Origin of the sequence: Antrihabitans cavernicola, from assembly GCF_008297975.1 — a bacterium.
Lineage (GTDB): Bacteria > Actinomycetota > Actinomycetes > Mycobacteriales > Mycobacteriaceae > Antrihabitans > Antrihabitans cavernicola.
Map to the genome: position 1 here is coordinate 497,814 of NZ_VLNY01000003.1, position 19,147 is coordinate 516,960.

Here is a 19,147-nt window from a genome sequence, read left to right on the forward strand (position 1 = left end):
ACCGTGTTCGCGGCAGGCCGGTGGGTATACCGACACCGTTACGCCGTTGTCGTCGGATTCGTTGTCCTGGTTGCCTTTCTAGGGCTGTACGGCCGGGACCTGGGTGGTCGGCTCAGCCAAGAGGGGTGGTTCGACGACAGCAGCGAGTCGGTGGCGGGCTCGGTCCTCGCCGACTCGACCTTCGGGCGTGACACCGATGGTGACGTCATCGCGCTCTACACCGCACCCGGCGGCAGCACAGTCGACGACCCCGGCGTTCGCGAGCGAGCCCTCGCCCGGTTCGATCGACTCCGCTCCGAATATCCGCAGCAGATACTGAAGATCGACAGCTACTGGGACAGCCCGCTGACCAACGGGTTCGCCGACAAGTCGAAACGACACGCGTTCGCCAGCATCGGATTGCGCGACCAGGGCACCAAGGCGTTGCAGAACTTCGACGCGATCGAATCCCAGTTCGGCGTCGATGGTCTGACCGTGCAGCTCGCCGGGCTCCAACCCGTGGTCAACGAGCTCAACGACGGTATGCAGAAAGACATTCGCCGCGCCGAGGTGATCGCGCTCCCACTGGTGGCGATCCTGTTGTACTTCGTGTTCGGCGGGGTGATCGCGGCGTTGCTACCGGTATTCGTCGGCGGACTCACCATCGCGGGCTCACAGGGCATCGTGCGGTTCGTCACCCAGTTCCTGCAGGTGAACGCCTTCGCCAGTGCTGTGATCACCCTGATCAGCCTCGGCTTGGCTGTCGACTACGGGCTGTTCACCGTGACGCGATTCCGTGAAGAACTTGCCGAGGGCAGCTCGGTGGCCGACGCCGTGCAACGCACGGTCGCGAGCGCCGGGCGCACCATCGTGTTCTCGGCGTCGATCATCGTCGTCAGCCTCGGCGCGCTGCTGATCTATCCGTACGGGGTGCTGAAATCGGTGCCGTTCGGAGCGATCAGCTCGGTGGCATTGGCTGCGCTCCTCTCGGTCACGGTGTTGCCTGCCTTGCTTGGCATCCTCGGGTCGAGGGTGGACATGTTCGGCTATCGCAGGCTCGCGAAGTCCAAGACGAACGCCGAGATCGATGCGGGCTGGTGGGCTCGCGTTGCGGATTTCGCCATGCGTCGACCTCTCGCTCTGGCCGTCCCGCTGACTCTGGTGTTACTGGCATTGATCGTTCCGTTCCGCAGCATCGAGTTCGGTGGAGTGGGTGCGCAATACCTGGCTCCCGACAACGCCGCACGTGTCGCCCAACAGGACTACGACCGTCTCTTTCCCCAATTCCGCACCGAGCCAGTGCGATTGGTGATCGTCGGGGCGCGGGGTGCTCAGCTCGGTGACATCAGGGCCGAGGCGAACAAGGCCCCGGGACTGACCGGGCGATTCGAGCCTGCCGAGGAAACGAAGAACGACATCAACGTCCTGGAAGCGGGCTTGGTGGACAAGGACGACGCCGACCCCACCATCTATCGGCTGCGGTCGATACCCCTGCCCGATGGCGTGAGGATGTACGTGGCGGGCGTGCCGACGTTGGAACGTGACAGCATTCACGGCTTGATCGATCGATTGCCGCTCTTGGCGACCATTCTGGTCGCCTTGTCGGTGTTGCTGATGCTCATGGCGTTCGGCTCACTGGTGCTGGCGATCAAAGCCGTCGTCGTCAGTGCTCTCAGCCTTGGTGCCACGCTGGGTGTGCTGACGTGGATATTCGTCGACGGGCATGGATCGGGCCTGCTCGGGTTCACACCGGGCCCACTGATGTTCGCGGTGTTGGTGCTCATCGTCACCGTGGTGTTCGGATTGTCGACGGACTACGAGATCTTCTTGATGTCGCGCATGGTCGAGGCCCGGCGAGACGGTGCGTCCACCCGAGAGGCCATCCGATTCGGCATCGCGCACACGGGCGGCGTGATCACCGCGGCCGCGTCGATTCTCATCGTCGTGACGGGCGCGTTCGGATTCTCCAACCTGGTGTTGATGAAGTACATCGCATTCGGGATGATCGCTGCCTTGATTCTCGACGCAACGATCATCCGAATGTTGTTGGTACCAGCGATCATGACGCTGCTGGGGGACAGGTGCTGGTGGGCGCCGCGGCTACCGATCAGAGGTAAGGGTCCACCCACGCACTGATGATTCGCGCTGCGCGTGCGGCTTGGTTCTTGCCGGTGAGTAGGTGGTCGGCGCCTTCGAGTGAGACGAAGCTGCGGGGATGCCTTGCGGTACGGAAGATTTCGCTCGCATTGGTGATTCCCACGGTGTTGTCGGTGGGTGAATGCATGACGAGTAGCGCACGGCGGAGGTCTTTGATCCGCTCTTGCAGGTCGGCCGCGCGGACGTCGAAGATGAAGTCTCGCTTGAGCGTGAGCGCCTTACCCCCGGCGATGAACGGGGCTTCGCCGTCGGCCTCGATCCGCTGGATGAGCGCGTCGTAATTGTGTTCGACGTGGGCCGGTTGGAACGGCGCCCCGATACTGGCAACCGCTTCGACTGTCGAGCAGTCGTGTGCCGCTGCGATGACGGCAGCACCGCCGAAGGAATGCCCGACGAGCAAGCGCACGTCCCGGCCCGAGTCGAGCATGTAGTTCACCGCACAGACGGTGTCTCGGACCTTGTGCGAGAACGAACCGTCGCCCCAATCTCCCTCGGATTGGCCGAGACCCAAATTGTCGAACCGGAGCATGCCGATGCCCTCGGCGGCGAGCTGCTTGCAGATTCGGCTGGCGGCAGGGCAGTCCTTGCCCAATGTGAATCCGTGGGCGAAGACGCCCCAACCACGCACCTCGCCCGGCGGCAGGTCGATGATCCCGGCCAACATCGGCCCGGAGCAACTGGCAAACTTTATTCGTTCCGCCACGCGTCATCCCTTCGGTTCAGGCAATGATAGGCGTCAGTACCCTCGACGATCACCGCATCGGAATGACCAGTTGCGCACCGGTTTCCGGATGCGCCAACACCTCGATCGGATGACCGTAGACCCGGCTCAGCAGTGCTGCCGTGAAGATCTCGCCCGGCGGGCCGATCGCAGCGAGCCTGCCACCGTCCAACACCGCGACACGATGTGCGTACGCGGCTGCCAGCCCGAGGTCGTGCAGCACCACCACGACGGCGGCACCCGCCTCCGCACGAGCTCGGGCCAACCGCATCACGGTTTCCTGATGCCCCAGATCCAGTGCGGCAGTTGGTTCGTCGAGCAAGATCGTCTGGGTGTCCTGTGCAAGCACGCGGGCGAGCGCGACCCGGGCGCGTTCACCGCCGGACAACGCAAGGAAGGGACGATCTGCGAAATCGAGCACATCGCACACTGCCATCGCGTCGTGCACGGCCTGCTCGTCGTCGGCGCGACGAGCTGTTCGCGCCCACGGGGATCTACCGAAAGTCACCACCTGGTGCGCGGTGAACGCAAATCCGATCGTGTGACTCTGCGGTAGCACCGCCCGGCGTTGCGCCATCTGCACCGGAGTCCAACGGTGCAGCGGTCGGTCGTCGAGTTCAACCGAGCCACCGACAACCGGATGCTCACCGGCAAGGGCAGCGATCAACGATGATTTGCCGGCGCCGTTCGGGCCTACCAACGCCACGACTTCGCCTGTCGTGACAGCGAAGTCGACGTCAGCGAGCACACGACGACCGCGGCGCTCGACGCTCACCTTCGTTGCTCGCAGGGTGACGCTGCCGTTCGGTGTGGGTGTCGGCACCTCGAGCTGGTCGGCGAACGCCGCCTTCATCCTGGCGAGGGCGCTCGTCATGCCCAGCCACCTTGGCGGGCGCGGGTGCGGCGCAACAGCCAGAAGAAGAACGGTCCGCCGACCAACGAGGTCAGCATGCCGAGCGGAAGGTCGGCGTTGCGCACCAGCGTGCGTGCACCGACGTCGGCGGCAAGGAGAATTATCGCCCCACCGAGCGTGCTCGCGGGGATGAGCAATCGATGGCCAGGACCGATCGCCATCCGCATCAGATGTGGGACAACCAGTCCGACGAACACGACGATGCCGGTGAAAGCGACTCCGGCCGTTGCCAATACGGCGACCACGACGATCACCACTTGACGCAGGCGTTCGACGTTCACGCCGAGATGCCGGGCTGCGCTCTCGCCCAATGAGAGCAAATCGAGTCGTGGAGCCAGGAAGATCGCCGCTGCGATCCCGATGGCGGCAAGGGGCGCGACCACGCGCACGGCTTCCCACGTCGCGCCGTTCAAACTGCCCAGCTGCCAGAAGATCACCTGATCCCGCGCGGCGGGTTCCGCGATGAACGTCAGGAACGCGATCAGCCCGCCGGCGAATGCGTTGATCGCCACGCCGGTCAGTACCAGTGTCACCACCTCGGTGCGACCGTCGTGCCGGGCGAGTAGATACACGAGCGCCGTCGTCACCAATCCGGCAGCAAACGCCGCGGCAGCGACCGACCAGCCCGCCGCGAACGATCCGCCGAACACGATCACCGTGCTCGCACCTACCGCGGCGCCTGCCGAGACGCCGATGACGCCGGGTTCGGCGAGCGGGTTGGCGAACACACCTTGCAGGAGGGCGCCTGCACATCCGAGCGAGCCGCCCACGATCATCGCGAGCAGGACGCGCGGAAAGCGCACCTCCCACAACGTGATCTCGCCGCTGGGATGCGACGGCATCGGGCCGATGTCCAAGCCGATCCGATGTGCGACGCTGCCGAGTACCTCTGCCGCGGTGGTGGGAACCTGACCGATGCACGCCGAGACCACAGCGAGGACCAGCAGCGTGATCACCAGCGCGCCGATGACGATCGTCGGCCGACGGGCACGCATCAGGTGTGCTGCGGGTAGAGCGCTCCGGCCAGTGCGCTCAACACTTCGCCAGTGTTCGGGCCGAAGCTCAGCAGCTCGCTGTCCTGCATATCGACGACACGCTTGTTCTTTCCCGCCGGTGTCTGGGCTACGCCCGGGATCTTCTGCAGTCCGTCGGGTCCGCCGATGGATGCGAGTCCGTCCGTCATCATCAAGAACACGTCCGGCGCGGCGGCGATCAGCGCCTCGCTGGTGATGGGCACGAACTGCTGGGTGAGACCGGATTCGGTACCGGCGTCCTTGGCGCCGAGGGCCTCGATCAGTGCATCGGCACCGGATCCAGGGCCCGCGATCATGGTGATCGCCGGACCTCGCATGTAAAGGAATGCGATGCGGAGCGGATCGGCATTCTTCGGAACGTGCGTCCCCGCCGCGGCGATCTCGCCTTCGGTTCGGTCGGCGAGGGCCTTGCCCTGTTGCGGAACGCCGAGAGCCTGGGCGACTGCATCGATCTGTGGGACAACGCTTTCGAGTGTGCGAGCGGGATCGAAGTACACAACGGCGATGCCGGCGGCTCGAAGCTGGTCCTGTACTTTCTTCGGTCCGATGCTGGTGTCGGTCAGAATCACTGTCGGATTCAAATTCAGGATCGCCTCGGTGGTCATCGCGCTGCCGCCGGGTGTGACGTCGGGGATGTTCTTCGCGGCAGGGAACGCTGCCGCCGTGCTGCGCCCCACCAGTCGATCGCCGAGTCCGAGCCCGAACACGGTCTGCGCAAGCGTTCCGTATCGATCGGCGGCGACTATCCGACTGGTATCGGTGACGGTGACATCGACACCGTCGAAACCACGGACGGTGACCGGCAACGTCGATGTCGCCTTCGCCACGACGGGTCGCGGGTCCGCATTGGCGACGGTCGCCGTGGTGACCCCGGTGCCGTCCTTGGCTGCGGTCGTGGTCTCGGTCGAGCAGCCCAGTAGAACCAGCGCGAGTACGAGCCCGCCGAACAGAAATCGGACCCGGATTCGATTGCTCATGAGGTAAGGCTAATCAGCTATGCGCTGACATCGTCGAGTGCCGCCGCAATAGCCTTGGGCAGCTCGAGCTCTTCGGCCGCAAGGACACCGGTGAGTTGGGCGAGATCGCGAGCCCCGGCCAGCGCACACGACACGCCGGGCCGATCGCGCACCCACGCCAACGCAACCGCCAGCGGCGACATGCCGAGTCCGTCTGCCGCGGTGACGACCGCTTGGACCACGCGGGCGCCACGATCGGTCAGGTGGTCTTCGATCTCGCCGGAACGCAGTTCGTCCGCGCCGCGCGAGTCGTTCGGTACTCCGTTGCGGTATTTGCCGGTGAGAACACCGCCAGCCAGCGGTGACGCCGCGAAGAAGCCGACGCCGTGATGATCGGCGGCGGGGATCAGCTCGAACTCGGCGCCACGGTCGAGTAGCGAATAGTTGTGTTGGGTCGCGATGAGCCCGTGACCGACAGCGCCCGCGATGGTCGCCAGCTGCCAGCCGGCGTGGCCACTCGCAGCGACGTAGCGGGCCTTACCGCTGGTGATGGCGAAATCGAGGGCTGCCGCGACCTCGTGCACGGGCGTAGTGGGATCCCAGATCCCGACCCGCCAGATATCGAGGTGGTCGGTGCCGAGCTCGGCCAACGATTCGTCGAGTTGGCGAAGCAAGCTGCGACGCGAGCAGTCCACCCGGTCCGGTCCGCCGGCAGTCGGAAAGATGCCCGCGCTGCCGCTGAGTACCAGGAGGTCACGCGGAACCACGTCACCGAGCAGCTCGGCGAGGATGCGCTGCGCAACACCACCGCCGTATGCGGGGGACGTATCGACAAGGGTGCCGCCCGCGTCGACGAACGCGGAGAGCTGCGCAGCGGCATCGTCCCCCTCGGTTTCGCGGCCCCACGTCAGCGTTCCGAGGCCGATTCGCGATACCCGAAGTCCGCTTCGGCCGACCGTTCGCTGCTTCATCACCGCGCAAGCGTAGCGGGCATACTGCGCAATACCGGATCGACGACTCGCCCCAGGTAGGGTCCCCACCGTGAAACGCACAGCTACCTCGCAGAATTGGGAATCCGGTCTATTCGTCGCTCGCGAGGTACTCGCGTGATCGGCGAGTCGATGACGTGGGTACAGGCGATCGTGCTCGGGGTGGTCCAGGGCCTCACCGAATTCCTGCCCGTCTCGTCGTCCGGGCATCTTCGTATCGTGTCGGGGGTATTTTTCGGCGACGACGCGGGTGCGTCCTTCACTGCGGTCACTCAGCTGGGCACCGAAGCCGCCGTTCTCGTCTACTTCGCGCGTGACATCTTCCGGATCGTCGCCGCGTGGTTTCGTGGCCTTGCCGATTCCGCCCGGCGCGACCTCGACTACAAGATGGGCTGGTACGTGATCATTGCGACCATCCCGATCGGCATTCTGGGCTTCCTGTTCAAAGATCAGATCCGCACGGGCGCCCGCAACCTCTGGCTGATCGCGACGATGCTGATCGTGTTCGCGGTGGTGATCGCCGCGGCCGAGCATTTCGGTCGCAAGCAGCGGCCGATCGAGCAACTCACCACCCGTGACGGTCTGCTGATGGGTGCCGCGCAATGCCTGTCGCTGATCCCCGGGGTATCGCGCTCGGGCGCCACGTCGAGTGCCGGCCTCTTCGCCGGACTCACCCGTGAAGCGGCCGTGCGGTTCTCGTTCCTACTCGCGATCCCGGCGGTCACGGCGTCCGGATTGTTCAGCCTGCCAGACGCATTCGAGCCTGCGGGCGAGGGACTCAACGCCAGCGGATCGCAGTTGTTGGTCGCTACCGTCGTCGCGTTTGTCATCGGCTTCGCGTCCATCGCGTGGTTGCTGAAGTTCGTCGCCAACCACTCGCTGTACTGGTTCGTCGGCTACCGAATCGTGCTCGGCTTCGTGGTGCTCGGCTTGCTCGCGGGTGGAGTCGTCTCGGCCACCTGAGGTGGGTCACGCGTAACCTGCCCTCATGACCGTGATCTTGCTCCGTCATGGAGTGTCGACTTCCAACACGGCCCACACCTTGGCTGGGCGGTCGCCCGGGATCGAACTCGACGATCGAGGTCGGCAACAAGCGCAAACCCTGGCAGATCGTCTCGCCGGCGTACCGATCGATGCGATCGTTCGGTCGCCGCTGTTGCGCTGTGAGCAGACAGTCGCACCGCTCGCCGACGACCGGGGCCTGGTTCCGATCGTCGAAGATCGCCTTGCCGAGGTGGACTACGGCGACTGGACGGGCCGCAAACTGGCGGAACTGCTGAAAGAGCCGCTCTGGAAAGTTGTGCAACGCCACGCATCGGGTGCGGTGTTTCCGGGCGGTGAAGGTCTCGCGGACGTGCAACACCGCGCCGTCACAGCCATCCGGCACCACGATGCGCGTCTCGCGGCCGAGTACGGCCGGGATGCCCTGTGGATCGCCTGTACCCACGGCGATGTGATCAAGTCGGTGCTCGCGGACGCGTTCGGTATTCACCTCGACGGATTCCAGCGGATCGTTGCCGAGCCGGCGTCGATCAGCGTGGTTCGCTACACCGCGACATCGCCGTACGTGTGGCGGGTCAACGACACCGGTTCCGACCTGTCCGGGCTTGCCCCCAAGCCGCCTGCGAAGGACGACGCCGTCGATTCCGAGCCGGTTCCTGGCGGCGAGGTCTCGGGGGTCGGGGATAATGAAGAGGTACAACCGAGCGAACAACGGTAGTAAGTAGTCAACGGCGAAGAGGAGGTGCACATGCCGCGCGCTATCCACATCTTCCGCACCCCCGACCGCTTCATCGCCGGTACCGTCGGCGAGCCGGGGGACCGGTCGTTCTATCTCCAGGCAGTACACGATGCCCGCATCGTCAGTGTCGCGCTGGAGAAGCAGCAGGTGCAGGTGCTGGCCGATCGAGTCGGGCTGTTGCTCGAAGAGGTACAACGCAGATTCGGTACCGACATGCCGCCCGAGGACACCGAAGTCGGTGACACCAGTCCACTGGTGATGCCGGTCGACGCCGAGTTCCGGGTAGGGACTATGGGACTGGGCTGGGACGCCGACGCCGAATCCGTAGTCGTGGAATTGCTCGCGGTGAGCGAGGTGGAGTTCGACGAGTCGGTCGTGCTCGACGACGCCGACGAGGGACCCGATGCCGTTCGCGTGTTCCTCACGCCGATTCAGGCGCGGCAGTTCGCGAAACGCTCGGAACGCGTCATTTCGGCGGGCCGCCCGCCCTGCCCGCTGTGCGGCGAGCCCCTGTCGCCAGAGGGGCATATCTGCGTGCGGACCAACGGCTACCGACGCGGGCAGATCTTCGGCACGCCGTCGGATCTCGGCGACGAGTTGTGACCGAGCCCGACGCCGATCGGATCGGCCTGCTCACCCGAGGCGAGCTGACGGTGGTCGGTCGTATCGTCAGCGCCAGCAACGTCACCCTGGTGTGCGAAGCCGTCGAGGGTGATCGTTCGATTCGCTGCGTGTACAAGCCGATTCGCGGTGAACGGCCGCTCTGGGACTTCCCCGACGGAACGCTGGCGTCGCGCGAGGTTGCGTCGTATCTGATCTCCGACGCGCTCGGTTGGGGCGTGATACCCGAAACCATCGAGCGCGATGGGCCTTTCGGCCCGGGAATGGTGCAGCGCTGGATCGAGACCGTCGACAATCACACCGACGAGGGCGACAGGTTGGATCTCATCGACCTCTGCCCGCCCGACGCAGTTCCTGACGGGTTCTGCGAAATCCTGCGTGCGTACGATCCGGAGGGCGAGGAAGTCGCGCTGATTCACGCCGACGATCCCCGCCTGCAGCGGATGGCGGTGCTCGACGTCCTGCTCAACAACGCCGACCGCAAGGGTGGCCACGCACTGGAGGGTCTGGACGGCCAGGTCTACGGCGTCGATCACGGAATCTGCCTGCATCAGGACCACAAGTTGCGGACCGTGCTCTGGGGCTGGGCAGGCGATGCGATCGCGGATGGGTTGATGGTCGACATCGCCGATTTCGCTACGCGGATGCCGGATATCGCGGATCTTCTCGGCTCGCACCTCACCGAGTGCGAGATCGAAGCGTTGGGCAAACGGGCCGATGCGTTGGTAGCGATGCCCGTGATGCCGCATCCCTCGTCGTCGCGACCGATTCCGTGGCCCGCGTTTTGAGGGTTCGACGCTCCACTACCCTTTGAGTCATGCAGTCGTGGTCCGAAGTCGACGTCCCTTCCGTCCCCGGCGACGGTCCACCGTTGCGCCTCTACGACACCGCCGATCGGCAAGTTCGTCCCGTCGCGCCAGGTGGGACGGCAACCATGTACGTCTGCGGGATCACTCCGTACGACGCGACTCATCTCGGTCATGCGGCAACGTATCTGACGTTCGACCTGGTCAACCGGATGTGGCGCGACGCGGGCCTCGAGGTCCACTACGTGCAGAACGTCACCGACGTCGACGACCCGCTGTTCGAGCGCGCCGCTCGCGACAACGAGGACTGGATGGTTCTCGGCATGCGTGAAACTGCGCTGTTCCGCGAGGACATGGAAGCGCTGCGCGTGATCCCGCCCCGCGACTACATCGGCGCCGTGGAGTCGGTGAACGAGGTGGTGGAGTTCGTCGAGAAGCTCGTGGCGTCCGGTGCCGCCTACGTGGTCGACGACGCCGAGTACCCGGACGTGTACTTCCGGGCGGATGCCACCGAGCAGTTCGGCTACGAATCCGGCTACGATCGCGCGACGATGGAGACGTTCTTCGCCGAACGCGGTGGTGACCCGGATCGGCCGGGCAAGCGTGATCCACTCGACGCCCTGGTATGGCGGACTGTCCGGCCGGGCGAGCCGTCATGGCCGTCGCCCTTCGGTGCGGGCAGGCCCGGCTGGCACATCGAGTGTGCGGCCATTGCTTTGAACCGAATCGGCACGGGTTTCGACGTGCAGGGCGGCGGCAGCGATCTGATGTTTCCGCACCACGAGTTCTCTGCGGCCCACGCCGAATCGGTCGCTCCCGGAAGACGATTCGCCCGTCACTACGTGCACACCGGCATGGTCGGACTCGACGGCGAGAAGATGTCGAAGAGCAAGGGCAATCTGGTCTTCGTCTCCAAACTTCGCTGCCAGCAGGTTGATCCGGCAGCCATCAGGCTCGGGCTGCTTGCCGATCACTACCGGACCGATCGCGAATGGACGGACGCGGTACTCGATACGGCGCACGAGCGTTTGGCGCGCTGGCGCGCGGCTGCGGCGCTCACTGCGGGCCCGTCGGCCGAGGACACCGTCGCGCGACTTCGTCAGCATCTGGCCGACGATCTGGACACCCCCAAGGCGATCGACGCAGTCGACGGTTGGGCTGTGCGGGCACTCGAGCACGGTGGCAGCGACACTACGGCGCCCGGCTTGTTCGCCGACGCCGTCGATGCGCTGCTCGGGATTTCGCTGCATTAGCAGCCCGTCAGGCGTATTCGAGCCCACCCTCGATCGGCACGTCTACGCGTCGCCGCAACGGTGAGCCCAGAGCGGCGGCCAGGTCGGTGCCGTCGTGTTCGGCGAGCAATTCGCCGTCCTCCCACACCAGCAGCGTTGCGCTGACGGTGTTTTCGGCTGCAGAATGTGCAAGGTCGTAATGCGCGCATCCGGGGACATCGGCGTAGGTGATCCACAGGTCGTAGCCGGTCATGAACAGGTCGAGGTCGAATTGCACACTCAGACCGAGCAATTCGCTACGTCCGTTGTCGTCGACGCCTGCGAAGGCTTCGTCGAGCGCCAGCAGGCGTGGTGAGTGCGGATCGGCGGAAGACAACATCACATGCGCCGCCGCGAACAGCGGCAGGTGCAGCGACACGGACTGCTCGCCGCCGGAAAGTGCACTGTGCCGCGCGACCGTCAGTCGCTCCTCGGTTCCGTCGCCGGCGATGAGCGTGAACGAGAACACCCGCCAGCGGCGATAGTCCAGCGTCGACGACAGGATCTCGGGATAGGACCGTTCCGGGTGTGCCGCGCGAGCAGACCTGATCTCCGCCGCGAAATGTGCTCGGATGGTTGCCAGTTCATCCGGCCCCAGCGCCGACACATCGCGATCGAGAAGCTTGGAGACTGCCCGCGCGTTGTCGTCCAACGCATCGGCGAGTACCCAGTGGACACCGATGGTGTTGCCCGACGACATCCGGCGTTGCTTCATCTCCGAGCCCATCCGAGCAATGAGTTCGCGCGCGTCGACTGTACGCTCGTGAATCTGCTGGGCAAGTCCGGTCAGCAGGGCGTCTTCGAGGATGCGTCGTTCGGAATCTGTCAGCAGCAGTTCTTGCTCCCGGCGAGCGATCTCGATCCGATGTGCGAAATCGGCGATCGACGAATCGCCCTGCTCGTCCTCCACGCGTACGACGGTGAGACCGTCGGCTGCATCCCAATGCAGCCGGAATTCCTGACCCGATGCAGCCAGCTGAGCATCGAACTCCTGCAGTGCGGACGTCACCGCACTCCGCGTAGATTTGCGGGCCGCATCACTGACGCGCACCGACTCGGTTGCGCTCACCAGGCCGCGGTACAGCCCGTCCACCTCGGGCGGCAGCACGCTGATGTCGGCATCGGGTGACTCGGCCGATTCGATGCGGTACAGGAGCTGCTCGACGCTCGACCACGCGGCATCGCTTGTCGGCCAACCGAATTCCTGCGGGGCGTCGAGCAGGGCGAGAACATCGGGCTGTGCGTACGGCGCCAGAGTCGCGACGTCGGCGAGTGTTTCGGTGAGGCTGCTGCGAAGACCCTCGATCGCGGTTTGGTGTGCACCGTCAGCCTGGCCGATCTGCTCGCCCGCATCACGGTCAGCCTTGCGCGCTGCCCGTTGCTCCGCCTTGGCGGTCTCGATGCGTTCGCGTGCCCGAGCCAAGTCCGCGTCGATCTGCTCGGCGTCCGAGCCGATAGCGTCACGCAGCGTGTTCAGCTTGTTTACCTGTTGCTGGTAGCCCTGATCGGCAATCGCTGCTTCTTCGGCGAATTCCTCTGCGAGACCGCGTGCTTCGTCGAGGCGATCGTCAGCCTCGCCCTGCCGTTCGGTCTCTCGCAGATGCTGGCTACGCTGCCGCAGCAGCGCGTTGCCCACGTTCTCGAAATGTCGGACCGCGGCGGCGAGTGCATCGAGTTCGCGGCCGGTGCGAGAAACTCGGTGTTCGGCTGCGACTGCGCGCAACTTCTTTTCGGCGGAGGACAGTTCGCCTACCGAAATGTCGAGCTCACGCTGGGTGGCCGTCACTGCATCGACACGGGTGCGCAGTGCACCGGCCGCTTCGGAGACGCTGCGCAGCGCGGCGACGACGGGGCTGTTACGCGGTAGGGCCTTGGCCGCAGCGGCAATACGGGTCAACTGAGCCGACGCCTCGGTTTCGCGATCGCGCGACGCGGAGTGCTCGTCGGTGGCCGCGCGCACGGCAGCGTCGAGTTCGGCGACGCGCAACGCCCGACGTCGGGCCCGTGCGGTAGAGCCGATGAACTCGGGTTCCGCTTTGGTGTGTCGACCCTGTTGGATGCCTTGGACGTAACGACCGTCGATGCCGACCCGCACCGGACCGTCGGTGTCGTCGATGGCGATGGAGGCAAGCAGATCAGCCACCACTTCTGAGGGCACTCCGGCGTCGTGCTCCACCTCTAGCAGGTCGGCGAGAGTTCGGCCCGACGGACGCTGTGCTGCGGGAAGGGCGACGAGCAGGTGCTCGGAGCTTGCGTCGGCTTTTCCAGTTCCCTTGGAAGTCGGTGCAGCGCAGACCCATCCGTCGAGCAGGTCGGCGGCATGCAGAGCGGCCTCGATACCTGCGGCGTCCGCGGCGCTCACAGAATCGGCGAATCGCACCACACGCCACAACGGTGCGCCTGTGTGCTGCGGAGTCGACGGGCGATGTGACGAGGCGGGCGGTGCGTCGTCTTTCTCGTCGGCAATCTGCTTGCGGGTTTTGGCCAACTCGGCCAGCTGCGCGGTCGCAGCAGCGACCGCTGCACGGGCCTGCTCCCGCGTGTGCCGTAGCTCGTCGACGATCGGCTCGGTCTGCGCCGCAAGAACTTCGGACAGTGATGGCGAGTCGGAGCCGACTTGTTTCGCGGCCTCGTCGAGCGCGTCGAACAGATCGGACCGTTTCGGCCCGTACAGATTTCGGTGCGTATCCCACCACGTGCGCAGCTGCGCCGCCGAGGCGCTGAGTGCGGCGCCGACGGCACCCTCGGCGTGTGCGACATCCGCTGTCGCGGCATCGTGGAGTTCACGGGCTCTGGTCGCCGAGCGGTCCGCACGCGCACGCTCGGCGGTCGCGCGATCCACAACGGCCAGGGCGCCGCGTACGGCGCGCACACTGGTGTCGCGTTCTTCGGCATGGCCACGAATCGCGGTGGTCAACTGGTCGGCGCGGGCGTGTGCAGGCAGGGGAGTCCACGGAATGCCGGCTTCTTCTGCGGCATCGGTCAATTCGCGTTCGCTGCGGGCGAGGGCGGCAGCCGATTCGCGTAGAGCGGTGCGTACCCGCGCGGCGTCGTCGGTGCGCTGGCTCAAGGTCGCCTGAGCCTTCACCGACTTCTCGGCCTGCGCCTGCGTCGATACCTCGAGCTTGCGGACGGCATCGGCCAAGTCGTCGAGTTGTTGCTTGCCTTCGTAGGCGCTGGACCGTTGCAAAGTTTCGCGGTCGGCAGTCGCGTCGTCGAGCGCACGATCCGCAGCTGTCAGGCGTTCGTCCGCCGCGGTCCGCTCGGCACGTCGGCGCTCGCGAAGCGCCTTGGCGGCGAACAGTGCGGTTGTCGCATGCTCGACGCTGGTGAGTCTGGCCGCAACCTTGTCGACGTCGGTCTTTGCGGCGACAGCAAGGTATTTGGCGTACACGCCGACGAACGCCTTTGCGGCACTGTCGGCTTGAACCAGGCCCTCGAGTGCGCGGCCTACTTCCTCCATGTCACTGAAGGATCGAGCCGCGTCGAGCACCATCTGCTCGTCGAGCGGTCGCAGCCCGTCGGTGAGCGCCTGTGACAGTCCCTTCGGGTCGAGGTTCTTCGCGAGCTGCGGCCTGCGTAGCGTGAGGATCAGGTTGATCAGCTGGTCGTAGCGCTCGGTTCCGAGACCGAAGAGCCGACCGTCGATGGCCGCTCGGTAGTCGACCGGGCGATCCACGATGGCGTCCGACCCGAGTTCCTCGGCGAGCTGCTTTCGGGTGAGCGGTCGATCGTCGGTTCCGAGCAGCGAGAAATCGAGCCCGACCCGCCCGTCGGCAACGAAATACCAGCGCGTCACTTTGTCGTTGGATCTGCTGGCGCGCATACCGATTCCGACGGTCACCGCCTCCGGGTCCGCGCGATCGCCGCGGGTGAACTCCATCCAGACGTAAGAGTGCGCGGATTCCTGCTTGCGGTACAGGAGATTCGACTTCATGGTGCGTTCTTCGCCTGCAAACGGGTTGAGGCGACGCGGCTCGATCCGTCCGTCGAGAACGAAGGGAAAGAGAACCTCGAGGGCCTTCGTCTTACCGGAACCGTTGGGGCCACGCAGCACAAGTCGGCCGTCGGCAAAGGAGAATTCTTGGTCGCGGTAGTCCCAGAGGTTGACGATGCCTGCCCGGGTCGGGCGAAACCTGGTGCTGCGTTGTGACTTCATAGGACCTCGCTGTCTGATCGGGCGCAGCTGTCGGCGAACAGGCTCGGATCGGGTGGTCGGGATCGGACGTTGACCACGACACCTCGATAGCGAGCAAGGGCGGGCAGCGCGAGAAGTCCGCCGTCGGCACCCTGCACAAGTCGTAGGCGTTGCAGCATCTCCACCGCCGCGTCACGCAGTCCGTCGCGATCTGCCTGCCACTGTGCGGCAAAGGTTTTGCCGTAGCGATCGACCAACCCGGCAACGGTGTCGGTGAGCCACCGATCGGTCATGAACGGGTGCTCGGTTGCCGCACCGATAGCGATGTCGGCACCCGGTTCGTCGGCCAACGCGTCGAACACACCGGACTCGGGAATGGCACCGTCGAGTGCAGCGACGAGACGGTCACTGCCGTCGCCTGTATCGGCGGCCCGACGCTCGATCGGATCGTCCAGGTCGAGCACTCGGTCCGCAATCTCGCCCGCGAGCAGCAGCGCCACCTGGGCGACTGTGCCGGTGCTCGGGAACCGCACGTCCGAGAGTCGGCCGGAGGAATCGATGAGTGCGACGCCTTCGGCGCGCCGCTCGACGGTCAGCCCGGTCAACAGTTCCACGTCGCCGATCGTTTTGTCGGCAGCCAACGTTCGGGCGTCGTCGGGTTCGAAGTCGTCGTAGTAGACGACCGGTCGCTCGATCAATGCGCGTCGAATCCGTCGTGTGTTCTCACCGGCGCTCTGCGACGGCTCGGCGAGCAAGCCGCGAACGCTGCGCAGATGTTGCAGCGCATGCTGCGGCCGGAAGATGGCCGTGACCACCGAACGATCGATATCGTAGAGCGCTTCGCCCGCTTCGGGGTCGCTCACCCAACCACCGGCGTCGCCGTCTGCCAGCGCGATTGCACCACGCGTCGCAAGCCATCCGACCGCATCGACGAACGCGTCACGATCGGCTGCTCGTTCGGTGGCGAGCTCGAGCCCCGGTACCTGCGCGGTCTCCGCTGCGACGTGATCGGCCAACTCCGACAACGTGATCTGATCACCCGCCCGGCCCAGTGCCGCCAACGCCAAGGCGAGATAGGCATAGCGTCGACGATCGAAGACGCGGTCTGTCGCGGTGCGCGCGGGTTGCGTCGCATCGAGCCGATCGAAGACCGGAAACAACCTGGCAGTGGTTTCGGTGACCTCGAGCCGGTAGCCGAACAGTTCCTGCATGTCGTCGCGCAGCTCGGTTGCCCAGCGGCGCAAGAGCGGCAACGCAATACGATCCGGGAAGGTCGTCGTGACAAGGTGATTCGACAGAATCACGCGTGCCGCTCGCTGATAGTTGTCGAGCGTCAGCGGCGCGATCTCCTTTGCCCTCACCGAACCGTCAGCTTCCGGTTGTTCAGGTGCAGCAGGCCGCGAGAGGTCCGGACCACTGTCGAACCTTCGCACTCGGTGACCGTGAGTTTCACACCACTTTCGGTACCGGTGGTGCTGCCGACCCGACCGCTGACCGGTACCCACGCAGTGGATGCCGCATCGAGCAGTCGCAGGAGCACCGCAGTTTCGGCATCGTCGAGAATTCGCTCGTGTACATCGGACTCGGCCAGCGACTTCGCTGCCGCCGCGCGCACACGTTGCGCGTCCAGTTGTGCCTCACGGAGTCGACGAACTCCACTGTCGTTGCGCTGAATCCGGCCGGGAGCGCCCGGCGTCGGCGGCCTGCCTGTTTCCGCGAGCGTGCGCGAGATTTCGACCGGCGGTGCATCCCACCAGGACCGGGAATTGGGAACGATGTCAGCATCGGGATGTTCCATCGCCAGGTGCCGTGGTTTCCCGAGCCCGAACACCGCGCCGAACAACGCGTGCGCGCTGTCTTCGGTCGGTGCCGCAGCGAACCAGCCTGCGAGGTGCCGCAGCGACGACTCGCGGCTCACGCCACCCTTGCGGGTCTCGGTCACCCGTCGCAACAGAGACAGCACGGCAGCGATCGCGCTCATCGTGCCTTCGCGCAGCCGATCGGATTCACTCAGCTCGGCTTCGGCGGCAACGAACCAGTTGGTCAGTCCGTTCCACCGGCCGCACCAATCGGCTTCGCGTTCCTCGATCGGCAACAGCACGCGTTCATCGCTCGACGCCGCTCGTCGAAGCATGGCGTCCACGCCGGTCGCCTCGACCTCACCGATGGCAGCGGCCAGCTTCGGCGCGAACCGGGCGAGGTCGACGCTGAACTCGCGCATGTGCGAGAGGAGTGCGTCCTTGTGTGCGAGGAACGATTCCGGGGTCACCTCGGTGGTGCGCACCAGATCGCCCAGCGACAGATAGAAATGCGCAGCTCGGGTCGCCATGTCCGAGAGCGCCGAGTCCAGCCTGCTCAGCTTTCGGTAGATCAGGTCGGCGTCTGCGGTCCGGTTGGCGGCGGCGAGGTCGGTCAGATCGGCGAGCAGTTCGGGGAGTACGAGGCGTGACAGCGACGCATCCTCGAGTCGGGCGTGCAGCACATCCTCGACCGCGCGATAGGCCTGGTAACCGACCTGGGCGAATTGGTAGACGAAGTGACGGTTCCGATACTCGGCGAGATTGGCCGCGCGCGTCCCGTCGTAGCTGCGTTCCAGGACGCCCCAGTGGTGCAACTGCTCGAGCAGGGGAGTGACCTCGGCCGCCGTCAACGACATCTCGTCGGCGGCGATCCGGTCCAACGTCGCCACCACGTCGCCGGCGTGGAGCAGGACGACGTAGCCTGCGCGTGCATTGTCGAACGCCCGGAGAACCCACAGGTAGTCGGCACGTTTCTCGGCGGTGGCGAAGGAAAAGAGACGTAACCGGTCGTCGCGCACAAAGCTGTCGACGGATGCGGTCACCGAAACAGGGTATTGGCCGACCGGTCCCGCGCTGGACGTGGCCCGGATAAAGTCGGGTCGTGGCTGTAGGACGCTGGGCAATGACGACGTTGGACTGTGCCGATGCCGAGGAACTCGGTCAGTTTTGGGCGGACATGTTGGACGGATCGATCGTGCACCGCAGCGATACCGGCGTTGTGATACTCGTCGGCCAGTCGCTCCTCGGAGCTACCGAGGTTCCCGATTACCAACGACCGACCTGGCCGGCCGGCGCGCTGCCGAAGCAGATTCATTTGGAGTTGGCGGTCGACGACCTCGACAAGGCCGAAGCGGAGGCCGTCGAACTCGGTGCCCGTCGCGCAGCCGACCAGTCCGATCCCACGCGGTGGCGCGTGTTTCTCGATCCCGCAGGCCACCCGTTCTGCCTCACGACGATGTTCCCGAAACCGCAGGAATAGTCAGCCCCAATTCGCGTACACGGGCGTCCGCAAGCGCGGTGAACGCCGTACGCCGCGTCCATTTGCTGGGCTTTCGCGCGAAGGACTCGACTGCGGCCTCGCTCTCCCCGGATTCGGCCCCGCAACAGCGTAGTCATGCGCCTTCTGGTGCTCGAAAGTCTGCCAATTAGCATCGATAGGCATGAGGACCGAACTGCGCCGAGATCTCACTACAGCGATGAAGGCGAAGGACCGCACGGCGGTTGCGGCTTTGCGGTCCGCGCTTGCCGCGATCGACAACGCGGAAGCCGTTCCGTCCGACTCGCTCGATGCGGTGGCCACCGATGGCGAGCATGTCGCCGGAGCCCACGTCGGCCTCGGCGCCGCGGACGTGGCGCGTCGTGTGCTCACCGACGGCGACGTCCGGTCGATCATCGAGTCCGAGGTACACGAACGCGACGCCGCCGCGGAGAAGTACGAGGCGATGGATCGCGCCGACGACGCGCTGCGCCTGCGATCCGAAGGCGACGTTCTGCGTCGATATCTGGCGCATACGTAACCTC

16 protein-coding genes are annotated in these 19,147 nt (G+C 65.5%); 8 read left to right on the forward strand and 8 right to left on the reverse strand.

Features of this window, described 5'->3' with window-relative positions; translation table 11 throughout:
* The first annotated feature begins 3 nt into the window (after positions 1–3).
* Positions 4–2,115 carry an MMPL family transporter gene (locus FOY51_RS09575; RefSeq protein ID WP_149429968.1) on the forward strand — a complete coding sequence of 704 codons (2,112 nt, stop codon included), beginning with the start codon at positions 4–6 and terminating at the stop codon, positions 2,113–2,115.
* Here FOY51_RS09575 and FOY51_RS09580 read toward each other — a convergent pair.
* The 5 genes from FOY51_RS09580 to FOY51_RS09600 are packed head-to-tail and all read right to left on the reverse strand — an operon-like array spanning position 2,087 to position 6,731.
* A complete protein-coding gene (locus FOY51_RS09580; RefSeq protein WP_149429969.1) occupies positions 2,087–2,839 on the reverse strand; it encodes an alpha/beta hydrolase family protein in 753 nt (250 codons plus the stop codon). The genes FOY51_RS09575 and FOY51_RS09580 overlap by 29 nt on opposite strands.
* A 49-nt stretch (positions 2,840–2,888) precedes the next feature.
* The gene (locus FOY51_RS09585) at positions 2,889–3,731 is read right to left on the reverse strand and encodes a heme ABC transporter ATP-binding protein (RefSeq protein ID WP_149429970.1); all 843 of its coding nucleotides are present in this window, start codon (positions 3,729–3,731) and stop codon (positions 2,889–2,891) included.
* On the reverse strand, positions 3,728–4,765 hold the full coding sequence (locus tag FOY51_RS09590) for a FecCD family ABC transporter permease (RefSeq protein ID WP_149429971.1): 1,038 nt from the start codon (positions 4,763–4,765) through the stop codon (positions 3,728–3,730). Before FOY51_RS09590 ends, FOY51_RS09585 begins: the two co-directional genes overlap by 4 nt.
* Positions 4,765–5,781 (reverse strand): heme/hemin ABC transporter substrate-binding protein, encoded by a 1,017-nt coding sequence (locus tag FOY51_RS09595; RefSeq protein WP_149429972.1) that lies wholly within the window; start codon positions 5,779–5,781, stop codon positions 4,765–4,767. The genes FOY51_RS09590 and FOY51_RS09595 overlap by 1 nt, the downstream gene beginning before the upstream one ends.
* 17 nt (positions 5,782–5,798) lie before the next feature.
* Entirely contained in the window at positions 5,799–6,731 is a 933-nt protein-coding gene (locus tag FOY51_RS09600; RefSeq protein WP_149430057.1) for an aldo/keto reductase, read from the reverse strand.
* A 138-nt stretch (positions 6,732–6,869) separates the two neighbouring features.
* Between FOY51_RS09600 and FOY51_RS09605 the strand changes: the two genes are divergently transcribed.
* Genes FOY51_RS09605 through mshC form a run of 5 tightly spaced genes read left to right on the forward strand, consistent with a single transcriptional unit; the run spans position 6,870 to position 11,170 of the window.
* Entirely contained in the window at positions 6,870–7,712 is an 843-nt protein-coding gene (locus FOY51_RS09605; RefSeq protein ID WP_187776264.1) for an undecaprenyl-diphosphate phosphatase, read from the forward strand.
* Positions 7,713–7,737: 25 nt separating this feature from the next.
* Positions 7,738–8,469, forward strand: coding sequence for a histidine phosphatase family protein (locus tag FOY51_RS09610; RefSeq protein WP_149429973.1), 732 nt, complete (start codon positions 7,738–7,740; stop codon positions 8,467–8,469).
* A gap of 30 nt (positions 8,470–8,499) precedes the next feature.
* The gene (locus tag FOY51_RS09615) at positions 8,500–9,093 is read left to right on the forward strand and encodes a DUF3090 domain-containing protein (protein WP_149429974.1); all 594 of its coding nucleotides are present in this window, start codon (positions 8,500–8,502) and stop codon (positions 9,091–9,093) included.
* A complete protein-coding gene (locus FOY51_RS09620; protein WP_235916213.1) occupies positions 9,090–9,899 on the forward strand; it encodes an SCO1664 family protein in 810 nt (269 codons plus the stop codon). The genes FOY51_RS09615 and FOY51_RS09620 overlap by 4 nt, the downstream gene beginning before the upstream one ends.
* A 29-nt stretch (positions 9,900–9,928) precedes the next feature.
* Entirely contained in the window at positions 9,929–11,170 is a 1,242-nt protein-coding gene (mshC, locus tag FOY51_RS09625) for a cysteine--1-D-myo-inosityl 2-amino-2-deoxy-alpha-D-glucopyranoside ligase (protein ID WP_149429975.1), read from the forward strand.
* Between the two features lie 7 nt (positions 11,171–11,177).
* Here the strand turns inward: mshC and FOY51_RS09630 are convergent, their stop codons facing one another.
* Genes FOY51_RS09630 through FOY51_RS09640 form a run of 3 tightly spaced genes read right to left on the reverse strand, consistent with a single transcriptional unit; the run spans position 11,178 to position 18,168 of the window.
* Complete coding sequence (locus tag FOY51_RS09630) at positions 11,178–15,347, reverse strand: TIGR02680 family protein (protein ID WP_149429976.1); 4,170 nt, start codon at positions 15,345–15,347, stop codon at positions 11,178–11,180.
* Complete coding sequence (locus FOY51_RS09635) at positions 15,344–16,687, reverse strand: TIGR02678 family protein (protein ID WP_149429977.1); 1,344 nt, start codon at positions 16,685–16,687, stop codon at positions 15,344–15,346. Before FOY51_RS09635 ends, FOY51_RS09630 begins: the two co-directional genes overlap by 4 nt.
* Positions 16,684–18,168, reverse strand: coding sequence for a TIGR02677 family protein (locus FOY51_RS09640; RefSeq protein WP_235916214.1), 1,485 nt, complete (start codon positions 18,166–18,168; stop codon positions 16,684–16,686). Before FOY51_RS09640 ends, FOY51_RS09635 begins: the two co-directional genes overlap by 4 nt.
* Before the next feature lie 59 nt (positions 18,169–18,227).
* Between FOY51_RS09640 and FOY51_RS09645 the strand changes: the two genes are divergently transcribed.
* Both FOY51_RS09645 and FOY51_RS09650 read left to right on the forward strand, forming a co-directional pair.
* The gene (locus FOY51_RS09645) at positions 18,228–18,605 is read left to right on the forward strand and encodes a VOC family protein (protein ID WP_235916215.1); all 378 of its coding nucleotides are present in this window, start codon (positions 18,228–18,230) and stop codon (positions 18,603–18,605) included.
* Positions 18,606–18,786: 181 nt separating this feature from the next.
* The gene (locus tag FOY51_RS09650) at positions 18,787–19,143 is read left to right on the forward strand and encodes a GatB/YqeY domain-containing protein (protein ID WP_149429978.1); all 357 of its coding nucleotides are present in this window, start codon (positions 18,787–18,789) and stop codon (positions 19,141–19,143) included.
* Positions 19,144–19,147: the final 4 nt, after the last annotated feature.

Coding starts and splice junctions, on each gene's coding strand:
- FOY51_RS09590 (WP_149429971.1), bottom strand. CDS start 4,765: ATGCGTGCCCGTCGGCCGACGATCGTCATCGGCGCGCTGGTGATCACG.
- FOY51_RS09585 (WP_149429970.1), bottom strand. CDS start 3,731: ATGACGAGCGCCCTCGCCAGGATGAAGGCGGCGTTCGCCGACCAGCTC.
- mshC (WP_149429975.1), top strand. CDS start 9,929: ATGCAGTCGTGGTCCGAAGTCGACGTCCCTTCCGTCCCCGGCGACGGT.
- FOY51_RS09630 (WP_149429976.1), bottom strand. CDS start 15,347: ATGAAGTCACAACGCAGCACCAGGTTTCGCCCGACCCGGGCAGGCATC.
- FOY51_RS09615 (WP_149429974.1), top strand. CDS start 8,500: ATGCCGCGCGCTATCCACATCTTCCGCACCCCCGACCGCTTCATCGCC.
- FOY51_RS09595 (WP_149429972.1), bottom strand. CDS start 5,781: ATGAGCAATCGAATCCGGGTCCGATTTCTGTTCGGCGGGCTCGTACTC.
- FOY51_RS09650 (WP_149429978.1), top strand. CDS start 18,787: ATGAGGACCGAACTGCGCCGAGATCTCACTACAGCGATGAAGGCGAAG.
- FOY51_RS09610 (WP_149429973.1), top strand. CDS start 7,738: ATGACCGTGATCTTGCTCCGTCATGGAGTGTCGACTTCCAACACGGCC.
- FOY51_RS09600 (WP_149430057.1), bottom strand. CDS start 6,731: ATGAAGCAGCGAACGGTCGGCCGAAGCGGACTTCGGGTATCGCGAATC.